At 64.3% G+C, this 20,640-nt stretch carries 13 protein-coding genes, 1 tRNA gene and 7 pseudogenes; 9 read left to right on the plus strand and 12 right to left on the minus strand.

The features are described 5' to 3' along the window. Positions 1 to 210: 210 nt before the first annotated feature. The 4 genes and pseudogenes from pstS (YO9_RS0110910) (at position 211) to pstB (ending at position 4,350) form a co-directional block, all read left to right on the plus strand. Positions 211 to 1,321 (plus strand): annotated as a pseudogene (gene pstS / locus YO9_RS0110910) (phosphate ABC transporter substrate-binding protein PstS). Positions 1,322 to 1,471: 150 nt separating this feature from the next. Then, positions 1,472 to 2,417 (plus strand): annotated as a pseudogene (gene pstC, locus YO9_RS0110915) (phosphate ABC transporter permease subunit PstC). After that, a pseudogene (gene pstA, locus YO9_RS0110920) lies at positions 2,417 to 3,558 on the plus strand (phosphate ABC transporter permease PstA). Before pstC ends, pstA begins: the two co-directional pseudogenes overlap by 1 nt. A gap of 12 nt (positions 3,559 to 3,570) precedes the next feature. Beyond that, complete coding sequence (gene pstB / locus YO9_RS0110925) at positions 3,571 to 4,350, plus strand: phosphate ABC transporter ATP-binding protein PstB (RefSeq protein ID WP_016997495.1); 780 nt, start codon at positions 3,571 to 3,573, stop codon at positions 4,348 to 4,350. Between the two features lie 4 nt (positions 4,351 to 4,354). Here pstB and YO9_RS21930 read toward each other — a convergent pair whose 3' ends face one another. The 5 genes and pseudogenes from YO9_RS21930 to YO9_RS21655 all read right to left on the minus strand — a co-directional run bounded on the left by YO9_RS21930 (position 4,355) and on the right by YO9_RS21655 (position 9,552). Beyond that, complete coding sequence (locus YO9_RS21930) at positions 4,355 to 5,482, minus strand: inorganic phosphate transporter (protein ID WP_472973946.1); 1,128 nt, start codon at positions 5,480 to 5,482, stop codon at positions 4,355 to 4,357. A gap of 6 nt (positions 5,483 to 5,488) precedes the next feature. Continuing rightward, positions 5,489 to 6,106, minus strand: coding sequence for a DUF47 domain-containing protein (locus tag YO9_RS0110935; protein WP_016997496.1), 618 nt, complete (start codon positions 6,104 to 6,106; stop codon positions 5,489 to 5,491). A 260-nt stretch (positions 6,107 to 6,366) separates the two neighbouring features. Next, a pseudogene (locus YO9_RS0110940) lies at positions 6,367 to 6,986 on the minus strand (hypothetical protein). 21 nt (positions 6,987 to 7,007) lie between these two features. Further along, a complete protein-coding gene (gene glsA / locus YO9_RS0110945) occupies positions 7,008 to 8,849 on the minus strand; it encodes a glutaminase A (RefSeq protein ID WP_016997498.1) in 1,842 nt (613 codons plus the stop codon). Then, positions 8,846 to 9,552: pseudogene (locus YO9_RS21655) on the minus strand (ABC transporter permease). Before YO9_RS21655 ends, glsA begins: the two are co-directional and overlap by 4 nt. 211 nt (positions 9,553 to 9,763) lie before the next feature. Here YO9_RS21655 and YO9_RS0110955 point away from each other — a divergent pair. Continuing rightward, positions 9,764 to 9,839: transfer RNA gene (locus YO9_RS0110955), tRNA-Lys, on the plus strand. Positions 9,840 to 9,936: 97 nt separating this feature from the next. Here the strand turns inward: YO9_RS0110955 and YO9_RS21660 are convergent. After that, positions 9,937 to 10,757 (minus strand): annotated as a pseudogene (locus tag YO9_RS21660) (SIR2 family NAD-dependent protein deacylase). A gap of 5 nt (positions 10,758 to 10,762) precedes the next feature. After that, positions 10,763 to 11,662: a hypothetical protein gene (locus tag YO9_RS0110965; RefSeq protein ID WP_016997502.1), complete on the minus strand. Its 900-nt coding sequence runs from the start codon at positions 11,660 to 11,662 to the stop codon at positions 10,763 to 10,765. Positions 11,663 to 11,805: 143 nt separating this feature from the next. On the opposite strand from YO9_RS0110965, the gene YO9_RS0110970 reads away from it, so the two are divergent. Beyond that, positions 11,806 to 13,011: a heparan-alpha-glucosaminide N-acetyltransferase domain-containing protein gene (locus YO9_RS0110970; RefSeq protein WP_016997503.1), complete on the plus strand. Its 1,206-nt coding sequence runs from the start codon at positions 11,806 to 11,808 to the stop codon at positions 13,009 to 13,011. On the opposite strand, the gene YO9_RS0110975 is transcribed toward YO9_RS0110970, so the two are convergent. Together YO9_RS0110975 and pstS (YO9_RS0110980) are read right to left on the minus strand one after the other, a co-directional pair. Then, positions 13,006 to 13,983, minus strand: coding sequence for an MsnO8 family LLM class oxidoreductase (locus tag YO9_RS0110975; RefSeq protein ID WP_317259816.1), 978 nt, complete (start codon positions 13,981 to 13,983; stop codon positions 13,006 to 13,008). The two genes, YO9_RS0110970 and YO9_RS0110975, sit on opposite strands and share 6 nt — an antisense overlap. 70 nt (positions 13,984 to 14,053) lie before the next feature. Further along, positions 14,054 to 15,187, minus strand: coding sequence for a phosphate ABC transporter substrate-binding protein PstS (gene pstS, locus YO9_RS0110980; RefSeq protein WP_396350759.1), 1,134 nt, complete (start codon positions 15,185 to 15,187; stop codon positions 14,054 to 14,056). A 250-nt stretch (positions 15,188 to 15,437) separates the two neighbouring features. Between pstS (YO9_RS0110980) and aqpZ the strand changes: the two genes are divergently transcribed. After that, positions 15,438 to 16,157, plus strand: coding sequence for an aquaporin Z (gene aqpZ, locus YO9_RS0110985; RefSeq protein WP_016997506.1), 720 nt, complete (start codon positions 15,438 to 15,440; stop codon positions 16,155 to 16,157). A gap of 94 nt (positions 16,158 to 16,251) precedes the next feature. Here aqpZ and YO9_RS0110990 read toward each other — a convergent pair whose 3' ends face one another. The 3 genes and pseudogenes from YO9_RS0110990 to YO9_RS20900 form a co-directional block, all read right to left on the minus strand. Further along, positions 16,252 to 16,458 carry a hypothetical protein gene (locus YO9_RS0110990; RefSeq protein WP_016997507.1) on the minus strand — a complete coding sequence of 69 codons (207 nt, stop codon included), beginning with the start codon at positions 16,456 to 16,458 and terminating at the stop codon, positions 16,252 to 16,254. 239 nt (positions 16,459 to 16,697) lie between these two features. Then, positions 16,698 to 17,408, minus strand: coding sequence for a benzoate/H(+) symporter BenE family transporter (locus YO9_RS20895; RefSeq protein WP_317259817.1), 711 nt, complete (start codon positions 17,406 to 17,408; stop codon positions 16,698 to 16,700). A 94-nt stretch (positions 17,409 to 17,502) separates the two neighbouring features. Next, a pseudogene (locus tag YO9_RS20900) lies at positions 17,503 to 18,045 on the minus strand (benzoate/H(+) symporter BenE family transporter); the annotation flags it as partial. A gap of 104 nt (positions 18,046 to 18,149) precedes the next feature. On the opposite strand from YO9_RS20900, the gene YO9_RS21665 reads away from it, so the two are divergent. After that, entirely contained in the window at positions 18,150 to 18,668 is a 519-nt protein-coding gene (locus YO9_RS21665; RefSeq protein ID WP_396350756.1) for an acyltransferase family protein, read from the plus strand. Continuing rightward, positions 18,578 to 20,194, plus strand: coding sequence for an acyltransferase family protein (locus YO9_RS0111000; RefSeq protein ID WP_396350757.1), 1,617 nt, complete (start codon positions 18,578 to 18,580; stop codon positions 20,192 to 20,194). Before YO9_RS21665 ends, YO9_RS0111000 begins: the two co-directional genes overlap by 91 nt. Positions 20,195 to 20,640: the final 446 nt, after the last annotated feature.

Here is a 20,640-nt window from a genome sequence, read left to right on the forward strand (position 1 = left end):
TCATGCACGTGGCCGCCGGAAGAATGGCACTGACGCGTCATCTGTTAACCCTGAGTTCACCTACCTGGAGATCTCTGTCCATATCCACTGCCTACCGTCACGGGTGAACCACTACGGATGTGCAGTTTTCCGTGGTCGAGTCACTGGCCGAGTCCGGCCGTTTTGCGATCCACCGGCACCGCCGGAAATATTCCATGAAGGGGTAACACTGTGAAGGCTTCCTACTTCGGCCGTTCAGCCGCCGTTCTCGCCATTGGCGCCCTCGCCCTGACTGCGTGCGGCTCGGACAACCCGACCGGCAACGAAGGCGGCGATTCCAACGGCGGCGGCGAGTCCAGCGTCTCCGGCACCCTGACCGGTATCGGCGCATCCTCGCAGCAGGCCGCCATGACCGCTTGGCAGAACGGTTTCCAGTCCGCCAACAGCGGCGCCACCGTGCAGTACTCCCCGGACGGCTCCGGCGCGGGCCGCACCGCCTTCCTGGCCGGAGGCGCCCAGTTCGCTGGTTCCGACGCTTCATGAGCGACGAGGAGAACGAGGAATCCAAGGAGCAGTGCGGCCCCGACGGCGCCCTGAACCTCCCCGTCTACATCTCCCCGATCGCCGTGGCCTTCAACCTGCCCGGTGTGGACAGCCTCAAGCTGGACGCCCCCACCATTGCCAAGATCTTCAAGGGCGAGATCGAGTCCTGGAACGCTCCCGAGATCGCCGAGCAGAACCCGGATGCCGATCTCCCGGACACCCGCATCACCGTGGTGCACCGTAACGATGACTCGGGCACCACCGAGAACTTCACCGAGTACCTCCACGCCGCCGCTCCCGAGGACTGGACCGACGAAGCGGATCAGGCTTGGCCCTCCAAGTACGCCGCAGAGAACGACAAGGGCACCTCCGGCGTTGTGAACACCACCCAGGGCACCGAGGGCACCATCACCTACGCGGATGCTTCCGCCGTGGGTGACCTGGGCACCGTGGAGATCAAGGTCGGCGAAGAGTACGTCCCGCACTCCCCGGAAGCTGCAGCCAAGGCCGTTGAGGTCTCCAAGCAGGTCGAGGGCCGTAGCGAGCACGACATGGCCATCGAGCTCGAGCGTGACACCACCGAAGCCGGTGCCTACCCGCTCGTGCTGATCTCCTACCACGTGGTCTGCTCCCAGTACGACTCCCAGGAGACCGCCGACCTGGTCAAGGCCTTCGAGTCCTACGTGATCTCCGAGGACGGCCAGAAGACCGCCGCTGATTCCGCCGGTTCCGCACCGCTGTCCGAGACCCTGCGCGAGCAGCCACGGCCGCAGTGGAATCCATCAAGGTTCAGGGCTGACCTGACGACCTAGCGCGCACAAACGGCGTCGGCGCGTGCAACGCGTCGACGCCGTCTGTGCGCCGAACGCCCGGGCCATACGCTTCCCGATGAGGGAATGGTAGGTTGCCCTGGCACGAGAATTGACCATGATCTGAAGGGACTCTGTACATGTCCACCACAGCGAGCGCACAGAAGCCGGGGACCAAGAACTCCGCGGCCGGTCGCGCGGGTGACTCGATATTCTCAGGATTGAGTCTCGCAGCGGGCATCTTGATCTTTGCCGTGCTCGCGGCCGTGGCACTGTTCCTGCTGCTGCAGGCGCTGCCCACGTTCGCGGCTCCGGCGGACGAGATCACCGGCGGAGAAGGATTCTTCTCATACATTTGGCCCCTCGTGCTCGGCACGCTGATCGCAGCCATCATTGCGCTGTTGATCGCCACGCCCATCGGCATCCTGGTGGCCTGTACATCTCTCACTACGCGCCGGCCCGGATCTCCAAGTCTGTCGGATACGTGATCGACCTGCTGGCCGCGATCCCGTCCGTGATCTACGGTGCGTGGGGCGCCACGGTGCTGGCTCCCGCGCTGGTGCCGTTCTACAACTGGTTGGCCGATAACCTCGGTTTCATCCCGATCTTCGCGGGCCCGCATCCCAGACCGGTAAGACCATGATGACCGCCGGCGTGGTGCTGGCCATCATGATCCTGCCCATCATCACCTCCATGTCCCGCGAGATCTTCACCCAGACCCCCAAGCTGCACGAAGAAGCAGCGCTGGCCCTGGGCGCGACCCGTTGGGAAATGATCCGGATGTCCGTTCTGCCCTTCGCGCGACCGGGCATCATCTCCTCCGTCATGCTGGCCCTGGGACGTGCACTGGGCGAAACCATGGCGGTGGCACTGGTGCTGTCCTCCGGCCCCATGATCGCGTCCCTGATCAAGTCCGGCAATCAGACGATCGCTGCGGAAATCGCCTTGAACTTCCCCGAGGCCTACGGCCTGCGGTTGTCCGAGCTGATCGCGGCCGGTCTGGTGCTGTTCCTGATCACCCTGGTGGTCAACATGATCGCTCGCGCCATCATTGCCCGCTACAAGGAATTCTCGGGAGCTAACTGATGTCAACGACTACGACTAAGCCCGGTACCTCTCCCGTGCGCGAGTCCCGACTGACTCGCGGTCAGCGCCCCAAGTGGCTCATCCCCGTGATCGGTGTGGGCGCCATTGTCGTGGGTGCTGCGATCTCAGCACTCATCGGCTTCAACATCGCCACGTGGGCGATCTTCGCCGCGCTCGTGTTCCTGATCGTGGGCCCGCTGTTGATCGGTGCGATCGAAGGCTCACGAGCCGGTTCCGATTCGCTCATGACCTTCCTGGTCTACACCGCGTTCATCCTGGCTGTGATCCCGCTGATCTCGGTGATCTACACGGTGCTGGCCAACGGTATCCCCGGCCTGACCTCCAACCTGTTGTTCACGTCAATGAACGGCGTGACCGGCGCGCAGGACAACTTTGCGGAAGCTCCCGGAGACGTGGTGGGCGGTGCCTACCACGCGATCGTGGGCACGGTGTCCATCACCTTCTGGGCAACCTGATGTCCGTGCCGATCGGCCTGCTGACCGCCATCTACCTGGTGGAGTACTCCAACAACGGCTGGCTGGGTAAGGCCATCACCTTCTTCGTGGACGTCATGACCGGTATCCCGTCCATCGTGGCCGGTCTGTTCGCGGCGGCGTTGTTCGGCATGATCTTCGGCCCGTCCACCCGTACCGGTATTGTGGCCGCGGTCGCCTTGACCGTGCTCATGATTCCCACGGTTGTGAAGAACACCGAAGAAATGCTGCGCATCGTTCCCAACGAACTGCGCGAGGCCTCCTACGCATTGGGCGTGCGGAAGTGGCGCACCATCCTCAAGGTGGTCATCCCCACCGCGATCTCGGGTATCGCCTCCGGCGTTACGCTGGCTATTGCCCGCGTGATCGGTGAGACCGCTCCGCTGCTGGTAACCGCGGGCTTTGCAACGGCCATCAACTGGAACTCGTTCTCCGGTTGGATGACCACGCTGCCCACGTACATTTACTACCAGATCATGACACCCACCTCGCCCACCAACCCCGACCCCTCACTGCAGCGGGCCTGGGCCGCGGCACTGATCCTGATCGCGATCGTGATGCTGCTCAACCTTCTTGCCCGACTGATCGCCAAGGCCTTCGCGCCTAAGACGCCGGCCGCTAAGCATCCATCGAGTCACGAGTCCTAAGGAATCCACACCATGTCGAAACGAATCGACGTTGAAGACCTGAACGTTTACTACGGCGACTTCCTGGCCGTCGAGGACGTCAACATCAACATTGAAGCGCGGTCCGTGACCGCTTTCATCGGCCCTTCCGGTTGCGGTAAGTCCACCTTCCTGCGCACGCTCAACCGCATGCACGAGGTCATCCCCGGTGCCTACGCCAAGGGCAAGGTGCTGTTGGACGGCGACGACCTGTACGGCAAGGGCGTGGACCCGGTTACGGTGCGTTCGATGATCGGTATGGTCTTCCAACGCCCCAACCCGTTCCCCACCATGTCCATCCGCGACAACGTGCTGGCGGGTGTGAAGCTCAACAACAAGCGCATCTCCTCCAAGGACGCGGATGAGCTGGTCGAGTCCTCGCTGCGCGGTGCCAACCTCTGGAACGAGGTCAAGGACCGTCTGAACAAGCCGGGTTCGGGTCTGTCCGGTGGTCAGCAGCAGCGTCTGTGCATCGCTCGCGCCATTGCCGTGAAGCCGGACGTGATCCTCATGGACGAGCCCTGCTCCGCGCTGGACCCCATCTCCACGCTGGCCATTGAGGACCTCATCAACGAGCTCAAGACCGATTACACCGTGGTGATCGTGACGCACAATATGCAGCAGGCATCGCGTGTGTCCGACCGGACGGCATTCTTCAACATCGAGGGCACCGGTAAGCCGGGCAAGCTCATCGAGTACGCGCCCACCACGGAAATCTTCAACAACCCGCAGAAGAAGGAGACCGAGGACTACGTGTCCGGCCGCTTCGGCTGATCGGTCACGTTTCGCCCGACTCCTGATTCACTACGACGCCGCTGCGCGCGCTGGTTCCCCACGCTGGGGCCGGTGGGCGCGGCGGTGTCGTTGTGTTGTGGCGGTGTTCTAGGGGCTCAGCTGCAGTAGCGGCGAGGCCGCCAGGAACAACGTGCTCGAGACCAGCGCGCACGCCGGGACCGTGCCGGCCCAGGTGAGCAGGACCTGCACCAGCGTGCGGTGGTAGACGGTGCGGAAGCGCTGGCCGGAACCCGCACCCAGGATGGCTGCCGTGCTGGTCTGGGACGTGGACATGGGCAGCGGGACCAGGAAACCACCGACGAACAAGAGGGTGCCGGCGACCGTTTGGGCACGGCGCGCGGAGCGGGTCCAGGTTCACCACGCGCGAGGACAGGGTGTAGGCAATGCGCCAACCACCCAGCAGGGTTCCCGCGCCCAGGCACAGCCCCACGAGCAGGGGAATCCACCACGGAATGTGGGAGATGGGGATGACCATGCCGTAGCACATGAGCAGGACCACGAAGATCCAGATGGCCCGGCGGCCGTGCTGGATCCCGTGACCGAAGTGGATCGCGGCCGCACCGGTGGCCTGCACAATGGCGGAGCGGCTCTTCACCACGCCGGGTGCTTCATGCCGTACCAGGTATACAGCCAGGAAAACCAGTAGTTGAGCAAGCACGAAGGCAATGGCCGGGGCCACCACAATCGGCAGCGCCAACCGCCAGATCGTGTAACTGTTGACGGCCAGATCGTGCGCCAATCCCACGGCGTACGCGCCCACGAGCGAACCGATGATGCCACCGCTCATGGCGGCGGTAGAGGACGAGGGCATGGCCCACCACCAGGTGAGCATGTCCCAGGCTATGGCGGTGATCAGGGTACAAATGATGACCACGGTTCCCACCGTGCTGATGGGAATGGGAATGTCGAACGGGATCAACTGCGTGAGGACCAAGCCCACGGTGAGTGCGCCGGCCAGGTTGAAGACCGCGCCCATGCCCACGGCCACCCGCGGGGTGAGCGCGTTGAACCGCACTGGCAAGGCATTCGCGTTGGATGCGTCATGAAAACCGTTGACCACCGTGAACGCGATGGCCAGCACAAAGCCGACGACCAGAAGAAGTTCTGCCATGGTCTATCAGGATTCCGCGACGAGTACTCGGCCGACCTCGGCGGACACGTGTGACAGGGCACGGGAGGCATCGAGGATCCGGGCCGCGGTATCCATGCGGCGCAGTGCGTGGGGAGCCTTGTGCTTGTCGAGCAGAGCGGCCCGATAATTACGGTGCGTGCGCTCGGACTGGCGGGACAGGCGGATCATCTCGAACCAGTAGTCGTCCAGCTCATCCAGGGTGGCCAGCCGTCCCATGGCCTTGGTGGTCATCTCGGCCATCAAGCGAATGGTGTTCAACTGCTCCGTGGCGTACGAGGTGGGGCGGCCGATCTGATACAGCTCCTGGGTCTCCGCGCACGCGACCAGGGCTTCCACGGACTTCAGGATCCACTGCCCCAGGATGTACAGGTCCTGACGGGGGATGGGCACCACGTACGACGAGCGGGTGGTGGTCATCAGCGAGAAGTAGAGGTTGGAGCACTCGTCCTCGGTGTCCATGAGCGCTTGCAAGGTTTCCGCGCGGCGCTCGTCGGAGGCGCTGATGTGTTCGGCCAACAGATCCACGCACGTGGTGACGCACTGGGACATTTGAACCAACAGTTCAATTACCCGCTCGTCTTCGGGGAAGATCCGAAAGGCCATCCGCGCGCCCATCCTTAGGTGTCATCCAAGTGAATTTTCGCCCTCACTGTACCCGCAGAAGGTAAACAGGTTGGGCGTTCGGAGACATGGTCAGACCATTACCGGTCCGTAGGATGGATTGGTCGTGTAAAACCAGGGAAGTAAGGGGTGCCGGACCGGGAGCGCCTCTCGGCGGAAGGCCGCTCGTAGCGGCTAAATGATGGAGCCCGGGGCTGCCACGGCCCGACACCTGTTGTCCATGCTAAACCCTGGCACGGGGGCTAATCCAATGCTCCGGCTCGCCACGCCTTGGCGGCGGCGTCCAGTTCGTTGGCCGTTCGGGACAGCCTGGGGATGCGCTGGTCCGCGTGCCGGACGGCCAGGCTGGGGATGTCTTGCGTGCGTTCCTGGCCCAGCGCGATCACCCGACAGAACGCCGCGAAACGCTCCAGGCGACGTCGAACTCGCCGTTGAACGCACCGGAGAGGATCGTATCCGCGACCTGGCAAATCTCCTCGGCCCCGGGGAGGCCTGCCACTCCGGCCACGACGTCCGAAACCTGAGCCGTGCCCTTGCCCGCGGCGAACCAGCGGCCCATGCGGTGCGGATCCGTGCGGGCTGCGGCACGCAGGGCGTACAACCGCCACAGGGCGCCGGGCAGCGAGACGGCGGGAGCCTGCGCCCAGAGCTCGGCAATGCCTTCCAGACCCTGTTCGTCCGTGAGCTGGACCAGGCGCTGATGCACTTCCGGATCGTCCGCCTCACGGCCCCGTGACACCAGCGCGTGGGCGGCCAGGTGTGCGGCCTCCGAAATCCGCGCAGGATCCGTACCGCCCTCGTGGGCGTCGAACTGCTCGGGCGAGAATTTCACGGGTGAATGGTGCTGGCGCGGTTCATTCATGCGCCCAGCCTACGCCCGTGATCAGTCGGTCGTGTGGGATTCCCCGGCCTGCTGACGCCAACGTTCCTCGATGCGACGCATCGCGTGAGCGGAGACCGCCCGCCACCAGCGCAACGCAAGTTCGGGGTGGGTTTTTTCGAGCTCGTCCACTGCTTCCGGGGGCAGCTTGCGGGCCACCACGTCCGTGAGCGTGGTGAAACTGACCATGTGGCGCGAATCCGTGCCCAGGGCCACTTCACCGAAACTCTTACCCGGGCCGAGAACCTCGAGTTCGACCCGCTCACCGGTGGGGGAGCGGCGGGTGATCTCCACGTTTCCGGAGACCACCATGTACACGCCCTCGAAGCGCTGGCCGGCGCGCAGCACCGTGGTGCCGGCGGGCCATTCCACGCGCGTGGTCATGGAGCGGATTTCCTCGACGTCATCGTCGGAGAGCGAGCTGAGCAGGTCCGAGTCCGTGGAACGCACCTTGTCCGGCATGCACTCCGGGCCGCCGAATTTCTCCAGGATCTCGTCCTCTGCCCACGTCAGAGCCTCCGCGCGGGTGGGGAAAACGGTCACGGGATGCTCGAGGCCCTGCGTGTGTTCGGAACCCTTCTCCGCGATGATCGCGAGGTGACGGCCGGCATGCTCCAGCTGTTCCGAGGTCCGCCCCAACAGGGGCATGACATAGCGGGCCAGGTCATCTACCTGGCGGATGTCGACCAGCACATACGCGCACTCGCGCGCGGCCTCACGAATGGTACGAATCGCGGTCTCGGCACCGGCGAAGCGTAGGTCACCCTGAAGCTCCAGGATGCGCACGTCCTCACCGTGTTCTTCGAGCACCTCGTTGGCGGCGTCGTTACGGCGCATCAACGACGGCGCCTCGGACAGGTAGTAACCCGAGCGCACGGTGGAGTGCCCATTGCGTTCGGTCCGGGCAAAGTGCAGGTCCAGGTCTTGGCTGAGACGCTCACAGGCGGCGATGCCGCGCACCGAATTGCCGTGCTGATCCAACGGCGGGGAGAACACGGCCACGGCCAGCTGACCGGGCAGCACGGCAATGATGCCACCCGCCACGCCGGACTTGGCGGGCAGGCCGACTTTGAGCGCCCAGCGCCCGGCGTCGTCGTACATGCCGCACGTGTACATCACGGACAGCACGTCGGAGACCACCTGGGTGTCGAGCACGCGCTCTTCCGTGAGCGGGTTGATGCCGCCGGCCGCGAGCGTGGCGCCCATGCGCGCCAAGTCCACGCAGTTGAGCATGACCGAGCATTGCGCAAAGTAGTCTTCGAGCGATTCGGTGGGGTCGCCCTCGATGATGCCGCGGGATGAAAGTAGCCACCCGAGCGCACGGTTACGGTCTCCGGAGCGGTGTTCCTGGGCATGGATGGTCTTGTTGATGCGCAACTGGCGCCCGGCCAGTCGGGAGTACAAGCGCAGGATGCGCTCGCGGCGCGTGCCGTGGGCGGTGTTCTTGACCAGGGACGTGGCCGCGATCGCCCCGGCGTTGATCATGGGGTTCGCGGGGCGCCCGGTGTCCGGCTGCAGGGAGATCTCGTTGAACGCGTCACCGCTGGGTTCCACGTCGATCTTCTCGAACACACCGTCCATGCCGCGGTCCGTGAGCGCCTGCGCATACGTGAAGGCCTTGGAGATCGACTGGATGCAGAACTCCTGCTTGGAGGCTCCGGCCTGGTAAATCGCGCCGTCCACGGTGGCCACCGCGATGCCGATGGGATTGGGGTCAGCGTTGGCTAGCGCGGGAATGGAGTCCTTGACGGCCCCGCCCTCAACCTCTCGAAGGTCCTCCACTACCCGTTGCAGGTATTCGGTGATGACGGAGGGGCCCAACTTGGTTTTGGGAACGGTGCTCATGAAGTACGTACCTCTTGCGGGACCACGGGTGAACCGGACAGCACACGGATCACCACGGATGAACAGATGGATTGGGTCAGCAGAATCCCCACGAGCACCACCAGTTGCAGCATGGCAGCTTCAGTGGGGGATGCGCCTCCTAACAAGGCTCCCACAAATGCGCCGGGCAAGGTGACCAAACCGGTCGCGCGGGTCTGATCGATGTTGGGGATCAAGGATTCCTTCATCGATTCCTGCGCCACGGACTGGTGCGCGACCTGAGAAGTGGCACCGAGAGAGAGCCAAGCCTCGATTTCACCGCGGCGGGCCACCGTGGAGCGTTCGAAGTTCCGTCCGGTCAGGGTTGCCGCGCTCATCGTATTGCCGATCACGATGCCGGCCACCGCGACCACGTTGGCGACCTCCCACTCGACCAGGCGCATGCCGAAGATCAGGCCGATCGTGATCAGGCTCCCACGAAAATGCCTGTGACCACGGCCTTGCGCGCATCCGGAATCCCCTTGAGTCTGCTGAACGAGGTCCAGGACGCTGTGGAAAGCATCAGCACGACGAACGCCAGAACCAACCATGGCAGAGCCAACACGCCGCGCAGAATCAGGGCGATGACAGCCAGCTGCACGGCCGCTCGAATCACTGCCACGAGCGGTTGCGCCCCGAGCCTGACCCCTGCTTGCCGTTGCACCAGGATCGCCAGCAGTGTCATGGCCAGCAGGCCCGCCGCGAACCACCAGATGTTCTCCACCCGGCCAGGTTAGTCACGCGGGGACGTGTTCCCCTCACGCATGACGGTAAGCGAAGCGGTGGGCTTGGCGGTGTGCGCGACTAGTGCGTGTGTGGTGGGGTCGAAAGTGGAAAAGTGCTACGCCTGCGGTAGAGTAGCGGTGCTCCGTTTCCGGTTCGCCGTTGCGGGGCACGCGCCTTTAGCTCAGTTGGTAGAGCAGTGGACTTTTAATCCATGGGTCGTGGGTTCGAGCCCCACAGGGCGCACCACATGCACAAGGCCCGAACCTTGCGCCGTTGACGTCCAGCGGCCAGGGTTCGGGCCTTTGTCATGCGTGGCTCCGCAGCGGGTACGACGACGGCACTCTCAACGATTCGAGGGCCTCGCAGCTATCGCTCGGATCACCTGTGGCTCAGGGTGATGTTCAGCCCAACGCGGCCACCAGCGCGGGCAAAGCCTGGCCGGCCATGCGCGCCAGACGTGATCAGCACTGGCCGAAACCTCCGACGCTTGCGGATTGATTTCCACGACAGGAACACCACGTGCCGCGGCAAGATCCGGGATGCCCGCCGCGGGGTACACCAGCCCGGAGGTCCCCACGACCAGTACGAGGTCCGCGTCCTGCACCGCCTCGACAGACTCCTGGAACGCCCGCTCCGGCAGGGCCTCGCCGAACCACACCACACCCGGGCGGATCAGCCACCGCACTGTTCGAACACGGGTGGGTCGAGCTGAGCCACGGGTTCCGTGACGGGCGGATAATCGACGTCGGCGGGCGTACCGCAGCGCGCGCAACGTAACGCGAAGAGATCGCCGTGGACGTGGGCGAGCACCGCGGCACCCGCTCGCTCGTGCAAGTCATCGACGTTCTGGGTGGAGATCCGCAGATTAACCTCGGGGCGGGCCTGCCACTGCGCCAGCGCCACGTGTCCGGGGTGCGGTTCGGCCCCGCGCACGAGCGACGCTCGCCACGCGTACCAGGCCCAACACTGGGCGGGATCGTCCTCCCAAGCCTCCGGTGTGGCCAGCTCCGTGGGATCGAAACGCTCCCACAGCCCGGTTTGGGCATCACGGAAAGTCGGAACACCGGATTCGGCGGACATTCCCGCACCGGTCAGTACCGTTACACGCCGCGCCGAACGGGCAAGTTCGAGGACCTCGGTGGGAATCTGCTCGGTGGAGGACATGATTCTCAGGCTAGTGGCTGAGGAAATCCTCCGGCAGGGGCCAGGGCCAACGAGTCAGCCTCACCGACAGATTCGAAAGCTCTACACCGGAGCGAATCGGCCGCCCTGTCCGCGATCGCGGCATCCGCCAACCGGGTGATGCGATACGTGAAGCGATAGGTGGAATCACGTCCGCTGCACACCGTGTTCTCCTCACACGGGGACAGTTCCGTGGATTCGGTGAAGACGTCGCCAACGCGTGGCAGAACGGATTCCACGTCCTGGGTGGTGAAACTCAGGGGTTTCCATCCGATGAAGTCGTCTCCGTCGCCATTGTCGGCGCAGTGGCGACCACTATGACGAAGGCCCTGATGAGGCACGCAGAAACCAGCACCGTAGGAGCCCCAACCCACGGGGTCCTTTTCCCACAAGGTGACTTTGAATCCGAGGCGAGTCGCCGGCTCGCCCGCGGTGCTGCACAGTGAATCCCTGTTCAGGGTGGCAACTCCGGCTTGAACCCCCACGATGCAACTGGTCCGGGGATTGAAGGTGCGAGTTTCTCCGGTGTCCACACCGTCGAATGCGTCCGAGACGCTCCACCCGGTGATGTCCACGGTCCTAACCATGACCTCGTCGCTGCCCAGGTCCGTGTAACCGGTTTCGTCAACGGCGGTGAAACTGACGGCCTCGATCTTGTACCGCGGTTCTTTCCACGCGGGACCGGGAACCACTGAACCGCCGGGCGGGGCGTGGACGGATGCGATCGATGGTGTTGTCACGAGTGCGAAGGCGGACGCGAGGAGCGCTGCGGACAGGCCGAGGCGCGATAGGGGTTTCATGCTGAGTTCCCTGGAGATGGTCAGATCCAGGCCCTGCAGTGAGGCGCGATTCGCTTCCCCGATCAATGAGCACAGGAGTCCATCCACTGCTCATTTTCGCTCGTCAGCGGGTCAAAGTCAAGAAAATCTTGACAATCTGCAGGCAGACTGATATGCAACGTTCACTCAAAATGAGGGTGATAGCCCGACAATGCCTGACCGCTTCGGTGCATCATGATGGATGCATGCCAATGTCCACAGCCTCGCCGCCCCGCAGCATGTCGCAGCGCGTGAAGCAGAATGTGGCCCGGGTGGAATCTCCAGGCCGGATTCCAGGCATCGATCTGGCGCGGGGTTTGGCGATTCTGGGCATGTACGTCGCCCATCTGACGGTGGTCGCACCCTTGGAATGGTCCCGGCCGGAGACCTGGCTCGGGGTGGTCGAAGGCAGGTCCGCCATTCTCTTCGCGACCCTTGCCGGTGTGTCTTTGGGACTCATGGGTGCTGGGTTGCGAACTCGAGCCGACGCCCAAGATGCCGTGCGCGCCCAACCCAGCTCCATCGTGATCCGGGCGGTGCTCATCTGGGCACTCGGGCTACTTTTGCTCAGCCTGGACGTCCCCGTGTTCGTAGTGCTTCCCGCTTACGGCGTGCTCTTGTTGATCGGCGCGTTCATGGTTTCGTGGTCCACGCGCGCGCTCGTCATTACGGCGGCGTTCACGGCCGCGATCGCGCCATTCGTCGTGACGCTTCTTGACAGCGGGGGCCCGCCCGCATCGGGAAGTGTGGGGGAGTTCTTCTCCGACATGCTCGGCTGGAATTACCCCTTCGTGTTGTGGCTGGCGTTCGTGGCCGTGGGCATCATTGCCGGTCGGTTGATCCGTCGAGGAATCGGTTCCACGGTGCTGTTGCTCGGGTCCGGGGTGGCGCTCGCGGTGCTGGGGTACGCAGTGCTCGGCCCGGTGGGGAACCAGGTGGTCGGACGCTACGGTACGGATCTGCCCGTCAGCTCGAGTATGTGGCTGATGTCAGTGTTTCGCGATGACCCTCACTCGCACGGGGTCGGCGAAGCGTTCGGATCGGGAGGCTTTGCGCTCGCGGTCCTCGCATTGTGCGTTCTCGCGGGCACGACGGCGCTGCGCTGGCTTCTGTGGCCGCTCCGGGTCATCGGGTCCATGCCATTGACGGCATACACCGCGCATCTTCTGGTGTGGGGGATCTGGATCATGGTCACCCCGGGAGTGGGGTCAGACATCCATCGGCTGCACGGATTCTTGGCGCTCGACCCGTTCTGGCCCATCACCCTGGGTGTAACCGCAGGCTGCATCGTGTGGGCATTGATCTGGGGCAAGGGGCCTTTGGAGCAACTCGTCCATGTGCTGTCGACCGGCGCGACGCAATCGACCAGTCCGAAGGATCAGAATCAGCCGGAGCGCGGCAAGGCAGGCGAGTTATAGGGAGGCGATGGCCCGGGCCAACTTCTCATCGGACGCGTACATCGCGGATTCGTCGAAGGTGGATGCGGTGCTCATGATCTCGTCCGCACCGGTCCGTTCGAGCATTTCGCTGACCTCGCTCAGAACTCGGTCCTCGGTCCCCGCAATCGTGGAGGCCAAGGCCTGGGCCACGTATCGTTCTTGCCGCTCCGTGAGCTCGGTGGGGAGCGACGTCGTTGGGGCGAGCGGCGGGAAAGCCCCGGTGAGGCGGGACTGGGCCATCGCCCAGGCCTCAGGTACGGCAAGCTCGCGTGCCTCGGCCGCGGAGTCGGCCACGTACATCTCGGTGGACACGACCAGGTACGGCTCGGCCTGCTGAGTGCTTGGGTGGAATTCGGCACGGTACTCGTCGAAGGGTTCCGGCCCGGCCGTGAGTAGCGGTCCACCAACTACGGCGGGCAGACCCAGCTGGGCCGCGATCTTGAGCCCGGAACCGGTACCCAACACGAAGAGCGGGACGTCGCCGGCGCTCGCGGGGCGAATCGTGATGTCTGCGGAACCGGCCAAGTAATCGCGAACGGATTGGATGTCCGCCGCGAAATCGCGCGGGGAAGCCTTCAGCGCTCCCAGGGCTTCACGGACCGGTTTGGTGAAGCCCAACGAACGCCCGAGACCCAGGTCGAAACGCTCGCCATGCAGCGCGGTGAGCACCGCGAACTCTTCGGCCACCACGATGGGGCGATGGTTCGGAAGCATGACTCCGCCGGACCCCACGCGGATCGTCCGGGTAGCTGCGGCAACCGCCTGGGCGAGTAAAGCAGGCGTGCCCGAGGCGACCCCCGGAACCCCATGGTGCTCGGACACCCAGAACCGTCGATACCCGGCTGCGTCTGCGCGCCGGGCGCGTTCCACGGTTTGATGCAGCGCGGCGGCATCGGACTGTCCTTGGCGTGTGCGGGACCGGTCGAGGAGTGAAAGTGGAATACCCATCATTCACAGAACACGGCCGCGGTGACACTCATTCCACCGTCCGCCGGGAACGGTCACAGGTCGCGATCGATAATCACCGCAGCGTGATCGAATCCAAAGCCTCCTGGGCTTCCTTGGTCAGGTTCTCCGGCAGCGGTGCACTCTTGACCGATTCTGCCGCCAGCCGCTGACCCTCGGGGCTGACCACGTAGTGCCCGAAGGTCTTGATCAGCTCCAGGGTTTCCGGGTCGCTGTAGCTGGTGCAGAACACGTGGTAGGAGGCCAGGACCACGGGGTAGGCGCCCTGGGCGTCCGGTGTGCGGTCGATGTCCAGGGCGATGTCGTGTTCGCCGGTTCCTTCAACGCGGGACGAGACGCCCACCGCGGTGGCGGCGGTCTCCGCGGTGACGGGCACGTATTCGTCGCCCACCTTGACCTTGGCCTTGCCCAGCGACTCTCCGACCAGGGAGTCATCTGCGTAGGTGATGGCGCCCTCGGTCTGGTTCGTCACGGTCACCACACCGTTATTGCCTTGAGCGCGCTCGCTGGGTAGGGAGTTGGGCCAACCGCCGTCGTGCTCGTCGGTCCAGACCTCCGGGGTGGTGGCCTCGAGGTACTGGGTGAAGCTCTCGGTGGTACCGGAGTCATCCGCGCGGGCCACCGGGGTGATCACGCTGTCCGGGAGGTTCACGTCCGGGTTCTGATCGGCGATGGCTGGATCGTTCCACTGCGTGATCTCGTGCCGGAAGATCTTGGCGATCGTGGGGGCGTCAAGGTTCAGCTCATCGATGCCGGGCAAGTTGAAGGCCACGCTGATGGGGGAGATGTACACCGGGATGTTGATGGCTCCACCCGGACCGCAGGCTTCCTGGACGTCGGCCTGTTCCTCTTCGTCCAGATAGGCATCGGAACCCGCGAAGTCCGTGCCGCCGCCCACCAGCGCAGAGCGACCAGCGCCGGAGCCCGCCGAGAGGTACTGCACATTGGCGTTGGGGTACTTGGACTCGAAGCCTGTGCGCCAGGTCTGCATGGCCGCGTTCTGAGCGGATGAGCCGATTCCCGTGAGGATCCCGGAGAGTGAGGCGTCGCCCTGCTCCGCGGCCTTGCGCTGCTCCTCACCCAGTGGGTAGTCGGAGCCGCAACCGGTCAGGAGAATGCCCGCAGCGAGCGCCAGGGCACCGTATTTCACGGAGCTCTTGGTTGTGCGAGGGGCAGGGGTTCGACGCATGTTCATCTCCAGGACATGTTGAAGGCAGATGTCCATGGTAAACGCGCATCCTCCCAGGTGGCGCATCTCAGAATGCGGCGCACATCACCGTTCACACTTGTGAATGCTTGGGATAAGATTCCCGGTGAACGATCAATGCGGATCTCCCGCGACTTCCCCTTTCACCTTGAGGTTTCACCATGCCTACTGCTTCCATGCCATCTCGTTTGGCTGCCGAGTTCCTCGGTACTTTCGTCCTCGTTCTGGGTGGTTGTGGCGCAGCGTTCTGGCCGCCTACTTCCCGAACGCAGATAACCCCAACATCAACATGGGCATCGGCTTTGTCGGTGTCGCCCTGGCCTTCGGTCTGACCGTCCTGTGCATGGCCTACGCCGTGGGCCACATCTCCGGCGGTCACTTCAACCCCGCCGTGACGATCGGTGCCTGGCTGGCCGGCCGCGTTGAGGCTGCTGCCGTGCTGCCCTACATCCTGATCCAGATCGTCGGTGCCTCCGCTGCCGGTGGCGTGCTGTTCCTGATTGCCTCGGGCAAGTCCGGGTTCGACGCCGTGGAGTCCGGTTTCGCAAGCAACGGTTACGGTGAACTCTCCCCGGGCGGGTACTCCCTGCTGGCCGTTCTGGTCACCGAGATCGTCCTGACCGCCATCTTCCTGTTCATCATCCTGGGCTCGACCGACCGTCGCGCTCCCGTGGGCATGGCCCCGATCGCGATCGGCCTGGGCCTGACCCTGATCCACCTGGTGAGCATCCCCGTGTCCAACACCTCCGTGAACCCGGCACGCTCGTTGGGCGTTGCATGGTTCGCCGGACCCGATGCTCTCGGCCAGGTGTGGCTGTTCATCGTGGCGCCGATCGTGGGCGCCGCTATTGCGGGCCTGACCTACAAGCTGCTCTTCCCCAGCCGCGAGGACGAGCTGCTCGAGGACATGGCTGACAGCCAGGAAGTGCGTAACGCGCGCGAACCTCGCTGACCCGAGCGCGGAGTCGTCGTTGTCCAGACGCCGCAATAGTTGAACATGGCTGTGGCCCCACCGAACGGTGGGGCCACAGCCATGTTCGGGCATGCTAAGACGCCGGTGTGCGCCTGTTGTGAGGTCCACGAATCACCGAGAAGACGATCAGTGCCAGTCCGACCACGCCCAACAAGGCATGGATTCCGTAGTGCTGGTCCGAGAACCACAGGATGTCGTCATTGACGGTCACTGCGGGCAAGAAACCTGCGACTCCGACCAGAAAACATACGAGCCCGACGATCAGCACGGCCAGTTGCATAGGGGACCGCCTGCGGGGGCTACTCGGGTTTGAGCCGTGGTTCTCCAGGCCGGCTTCCATCGGGTTGCCCCACCCCGCTGATTCGGCACGGCTGGGAGTGGCTGGTCGATCGGTGTGGTCAGGGTGTCCGGGGGCGGGATTTGGGCTGCTCATGATCAGTCCTCGGAAGCGCTCGATGGCCACGACCCGGTCCGGGCCGACGCACCGCGCCGAGTCATTGTCCTGACGCGGTGGGGTCATTAACAATAATGCGTCGGTTGATCATGCTGAAGGGCGGGACGCTTTATGACTTGGTGGACCACGAGTCCCGCGATCAACGACCAGAACGCTGCACCGATCCCGACCACCACTACACCGGACGCCGCCACAAGGAACGTCACGGCAGCGGGAACACGGCTGTCTTCAGAGGCCAGGGCGCTGCCTGCCGAGGAAGCGAATGTGGCGATCAGGGCAAGCCCGGCGACCGCCGCGAGCAAACCCGGGGGAGCGGCGTCGGAAGCTGCGGCCACGGCGGGTGAAAGCGGGCCGAGCAGCATATAGACGACTCCGCAGGCCACCCCGGCGATCCAGCGCCGGGCGGGATCCGGACCGGCCTCGGGGCCGGCGGCCAGCGCGGCAGAAATGGCCGCCAGGTTGATCGCGTGCCCGCCGGCTGGTGCTCCGAGCGCGGTGGTGGCGCCCGTGTAGACCAGAGCTGAGCGCATCGGCGCGGGGTATCCGAAGGAGGCCAGGACCGTGACGCCGGGGATGTTCTGGCTGGTCATGGTGACCACGTACAGGGGCAGGGCAATCGCCACGGCCACGTCCCACGAAAACGCGGGAGTGGTCCACGTCAGGCGGGGCTGTAACGACGCGAGGTCGAGTGCCCCAAAGGTCCCGCTGAAGGCCATGACCGCGATTGCCGCGGCCAAGGCGCCCGGCACGGCCCAACGGGGAGCCAGCCGCAGCATCACGAGCCAGGTGAGGACCAGAGGCCGATGACCAGGGCGTCTGCGCCAACGACAGGAAGGGCGCCACGCACAGCGGCAGCAGAACGCCCGCGAGCATGGCGGAAGCAATGGACGTGGGGATCTTGCCGACCAGCACGGCGAGCTGGCGGAACAGGCCAGTGAGAAGAATGAGCACTCCGGTAATCACGAAGGCGCCCACCGCCGTGGCGAACCCACCGGCGGGCGCGGCCGTGGTGGCCAGGAGCGCGGCACCCGGGGTGGACCAGGCCATGGTTACGGGAACCCGGAACCGCCAGGAGAAGAGCACGCATCCCAGACCCATGGTCAAACACAGGATGGCCACTCCTGAACCGGCTTCCGCGGGTGAGGCTCCCACTGCGGTCAGCCCAGCCAGCACCACGGCGAAGGATGATGAAAATCCCACCACGGCGGAGATCACACCCGCCAGGAGGGCCTCCGAATTCTGGCCTCGACTGGTCGGCCGTACTGACATGCGAGGGGTCCTTCGGTTTACGAATTGTTCAGATAACAGTGGCACGCTACCGCGAGAGCACGGGCCGGGGCGGACACTCGATGCTGGGTCGCGATACTTTCTCGGCAACCAACCAAAGCCCGTATCTTTGAGAGAAACACCCATTGCTTCGCGGCTTGGTCATGCCCGCAGCACGCCGCCGACCGAAAGGGGTTGCCGTCATCAGTGTCGAGACAGGCACGGGCCGCGCCTCTTGGCAACCCGGTGAAATGGTCGGCCCCACCCCGGCGCGCAGCTTTCCAAAGTTCCGTCCGGAAATCGAGGGTCTGCGCGCGATAGCGGTCCTCCTGGTCATGGTCTTCCACATCTGGGAAGGTCGGGTCTCCGGCGGCGTGGACGTGTTCTTCGTGATCTCCGCTTTCTTACTTACCGGTTCTTTCACGCGAGCCTTCGAGAGCGGAAAGCCGATCCGGCTGGCCGCCTACTGGTTGCGGACATTCTCGCGGTTGCTGCCTCCACTGGCAGTGATGCTGGTGGTCATGGCGGCTGCGATCATGCTCCTGTATCCGGCGTCGAGACAGGACCTCTTGATCGGGCATTTGTGGGCCTCCGCGAGCTACGTGCTCAACTGGGTGCTGTCCGAACAAGCCGTGGATTATTACCAGGCTCTGGGGTGTTGTCCTCGCCGGTTCAACATGTGTGGTCACTGTCGATCCAGGGGCAGGTCTTCATTCTGTGGCCTCTCATCATGCTGGCGTGCGCCGGTGTTGCCAAGGCTGCCGGGGTGACCTTCCGGCGCGTGGCCACATATGCCTTTGCTGCCATCTTTGGGTTGTCCCTGCTGCATTCCGTGGTCTCCACCGCGCTCGACCCCGAGTACGCATATTTCGAGGCCACCGCTCGTTGGTGGGAGTTCGCCGCGGGAAGTTTGGTGGCTCTCCTCGTCACCCGGCCCGGGCGGGGAAAGATCGCCGACGCCGCCGGTTGGCTGGGCGTCGCGCTGATCGTGGTCTGCGCGTTCGGTGCCGGGCCCGAAGCACGCTTCCCCGGGTGGATCTCGTTGCTCCCCGTCGTAGGAGCGTGTCTGGTCCTGGGCGGAACGGGCACCGGCAATCGGTTCAACGTGGACGATGCACTGTCCTGGCGGCCGCTGGTGTGGATCGGCCGTCACTCCTACGGCCTGTACCTGTGGCACTGGCCTCTGCTCATCACGTACATGCTGCGCAGCGCCAACGATTCGGTGCCGGTTTCCGTGGGCCTGGGCATCATGGTGCTCTCCCTGCTGCTGACACTTGCCACCGACCGACTGGTGCGCAGGGCCATGCCTGTGCGCGGGGAGTCACTGCGCGTCACGGGGCGCAGGTTCCTCACGGTGGGTCTGGTGACGGTGCTCGGTCTCGGTGGTGCGACCTCCTGGCTTCAGGTTCGTGAGAACCGGCAGAGCTCGGTGGAGGTGACCGCGGAGAACTTTCCCGGAGCGGCGTCGCTCTTCGGCGCCCCGGTGCCGGGAGGTCTGCGCCCGATCCCGGCCGCCGGCGAGAAGGACGCCGAATGGACCTTCCCGGGACGCGGTTGCGAGGACGAAGAGTGGACCGGTCCCATCACGGACCGCGCCGAATGTTTCATCCACGAACCTGAGAACGCAACGGGCAACGAACCAACCATCGTGATCCTGGGTGATTCGCACGCGCGTCAATTCGCCGGACAGGTCACCGGGCTGGCCGACGACCATGGCTGGCGCGTGATCACCTACATCATGATGGGTTGCCGCTACAGCGGCCCCACGGAGCAGCGAGAAGCGGAATGCAACGAGTTCAATGCGGATGCCCTGCAGGCCACGCTCGATGAGGACCCGGAGGGCGTGCTGGTCGTGGGTACCGAGTCCGACCCCAATGCGCCGGTAGGGACGGGACCGACCGAAAAGGTGACGACGGCGCTGGCCTCGGGTATTGATCCTCTGACAGAACAAGGGATCCGGGTCGTAGCCCTGCGGGACAACCCGCGGTTCGACTACGACATGTTCGAGTGCGTCGAAGTATTCGGGGAAGACCACGAGCGCTGCAATCCGCCACGGTCCGTGCTGCTGGAACAAGAGAGTCCGCTGACCGAATTCACCGCTTCCCGCCCGGAGGTCGCAACCGTGGATTTCAGCGATGTGTACTGTCCCCAGGGCCAATGTCGCTCGGTGATCGGAAATGTCATGGTCTATCTGGATCGCAACCACATCACCCAGAAATACAGCCGCACCATGCTCCCTCAGATCGAGGATCGGCTCCTGCAAGCGTGGGATTCCCTGGGCGGTCTGAATCGGTGACATTTTCTGTGGGCAGTTAGGGGGACAGCGGCGAAAATCGCATGTCCCCTCTTTACTCTACGGGGCCTCTGCGGTCTCGAATCAAGACGTCCCCAGGTGTGCGAAAAACCCCGTTTGACTAGGCAAAATGGCCATCTCAAGGTTGTGGACGAGTCGTTTGCGGCGGTTCGGCCACCGCTGGAAACCCCGCTGGAGTCGTGCTTACATAATGGTGTTACTTCAAGTACCGGAGAGCACTAAATGGTTTTAGCCAGGGGGGCAAAAACCATCCGCTTCGGTCACGGTGAATGCGTCGGAACGCTGGGGGGCGTGAAGGCGCAGACATTCGCCTCGAGGTAACGGGTACGGAGCCATTGCGGGGGCATTGGCTCCACCAGCGGACTAGTCCGCGCCGGCTCTGCCGGTAGTTGCGTCCGCCGCGCGAGGGTTGTTTCTTCGGGGGAAGA

The sequence above is a fragment of the Kocuria atrinae C3-8 genome (assembly GCF_000286355.1).
Lineage (GTDB): Bacteria > Actinomycetota > Actinomycetes > Actinomycetales > Micrococcaceae > Kocuria > Kocuria atrinae_A.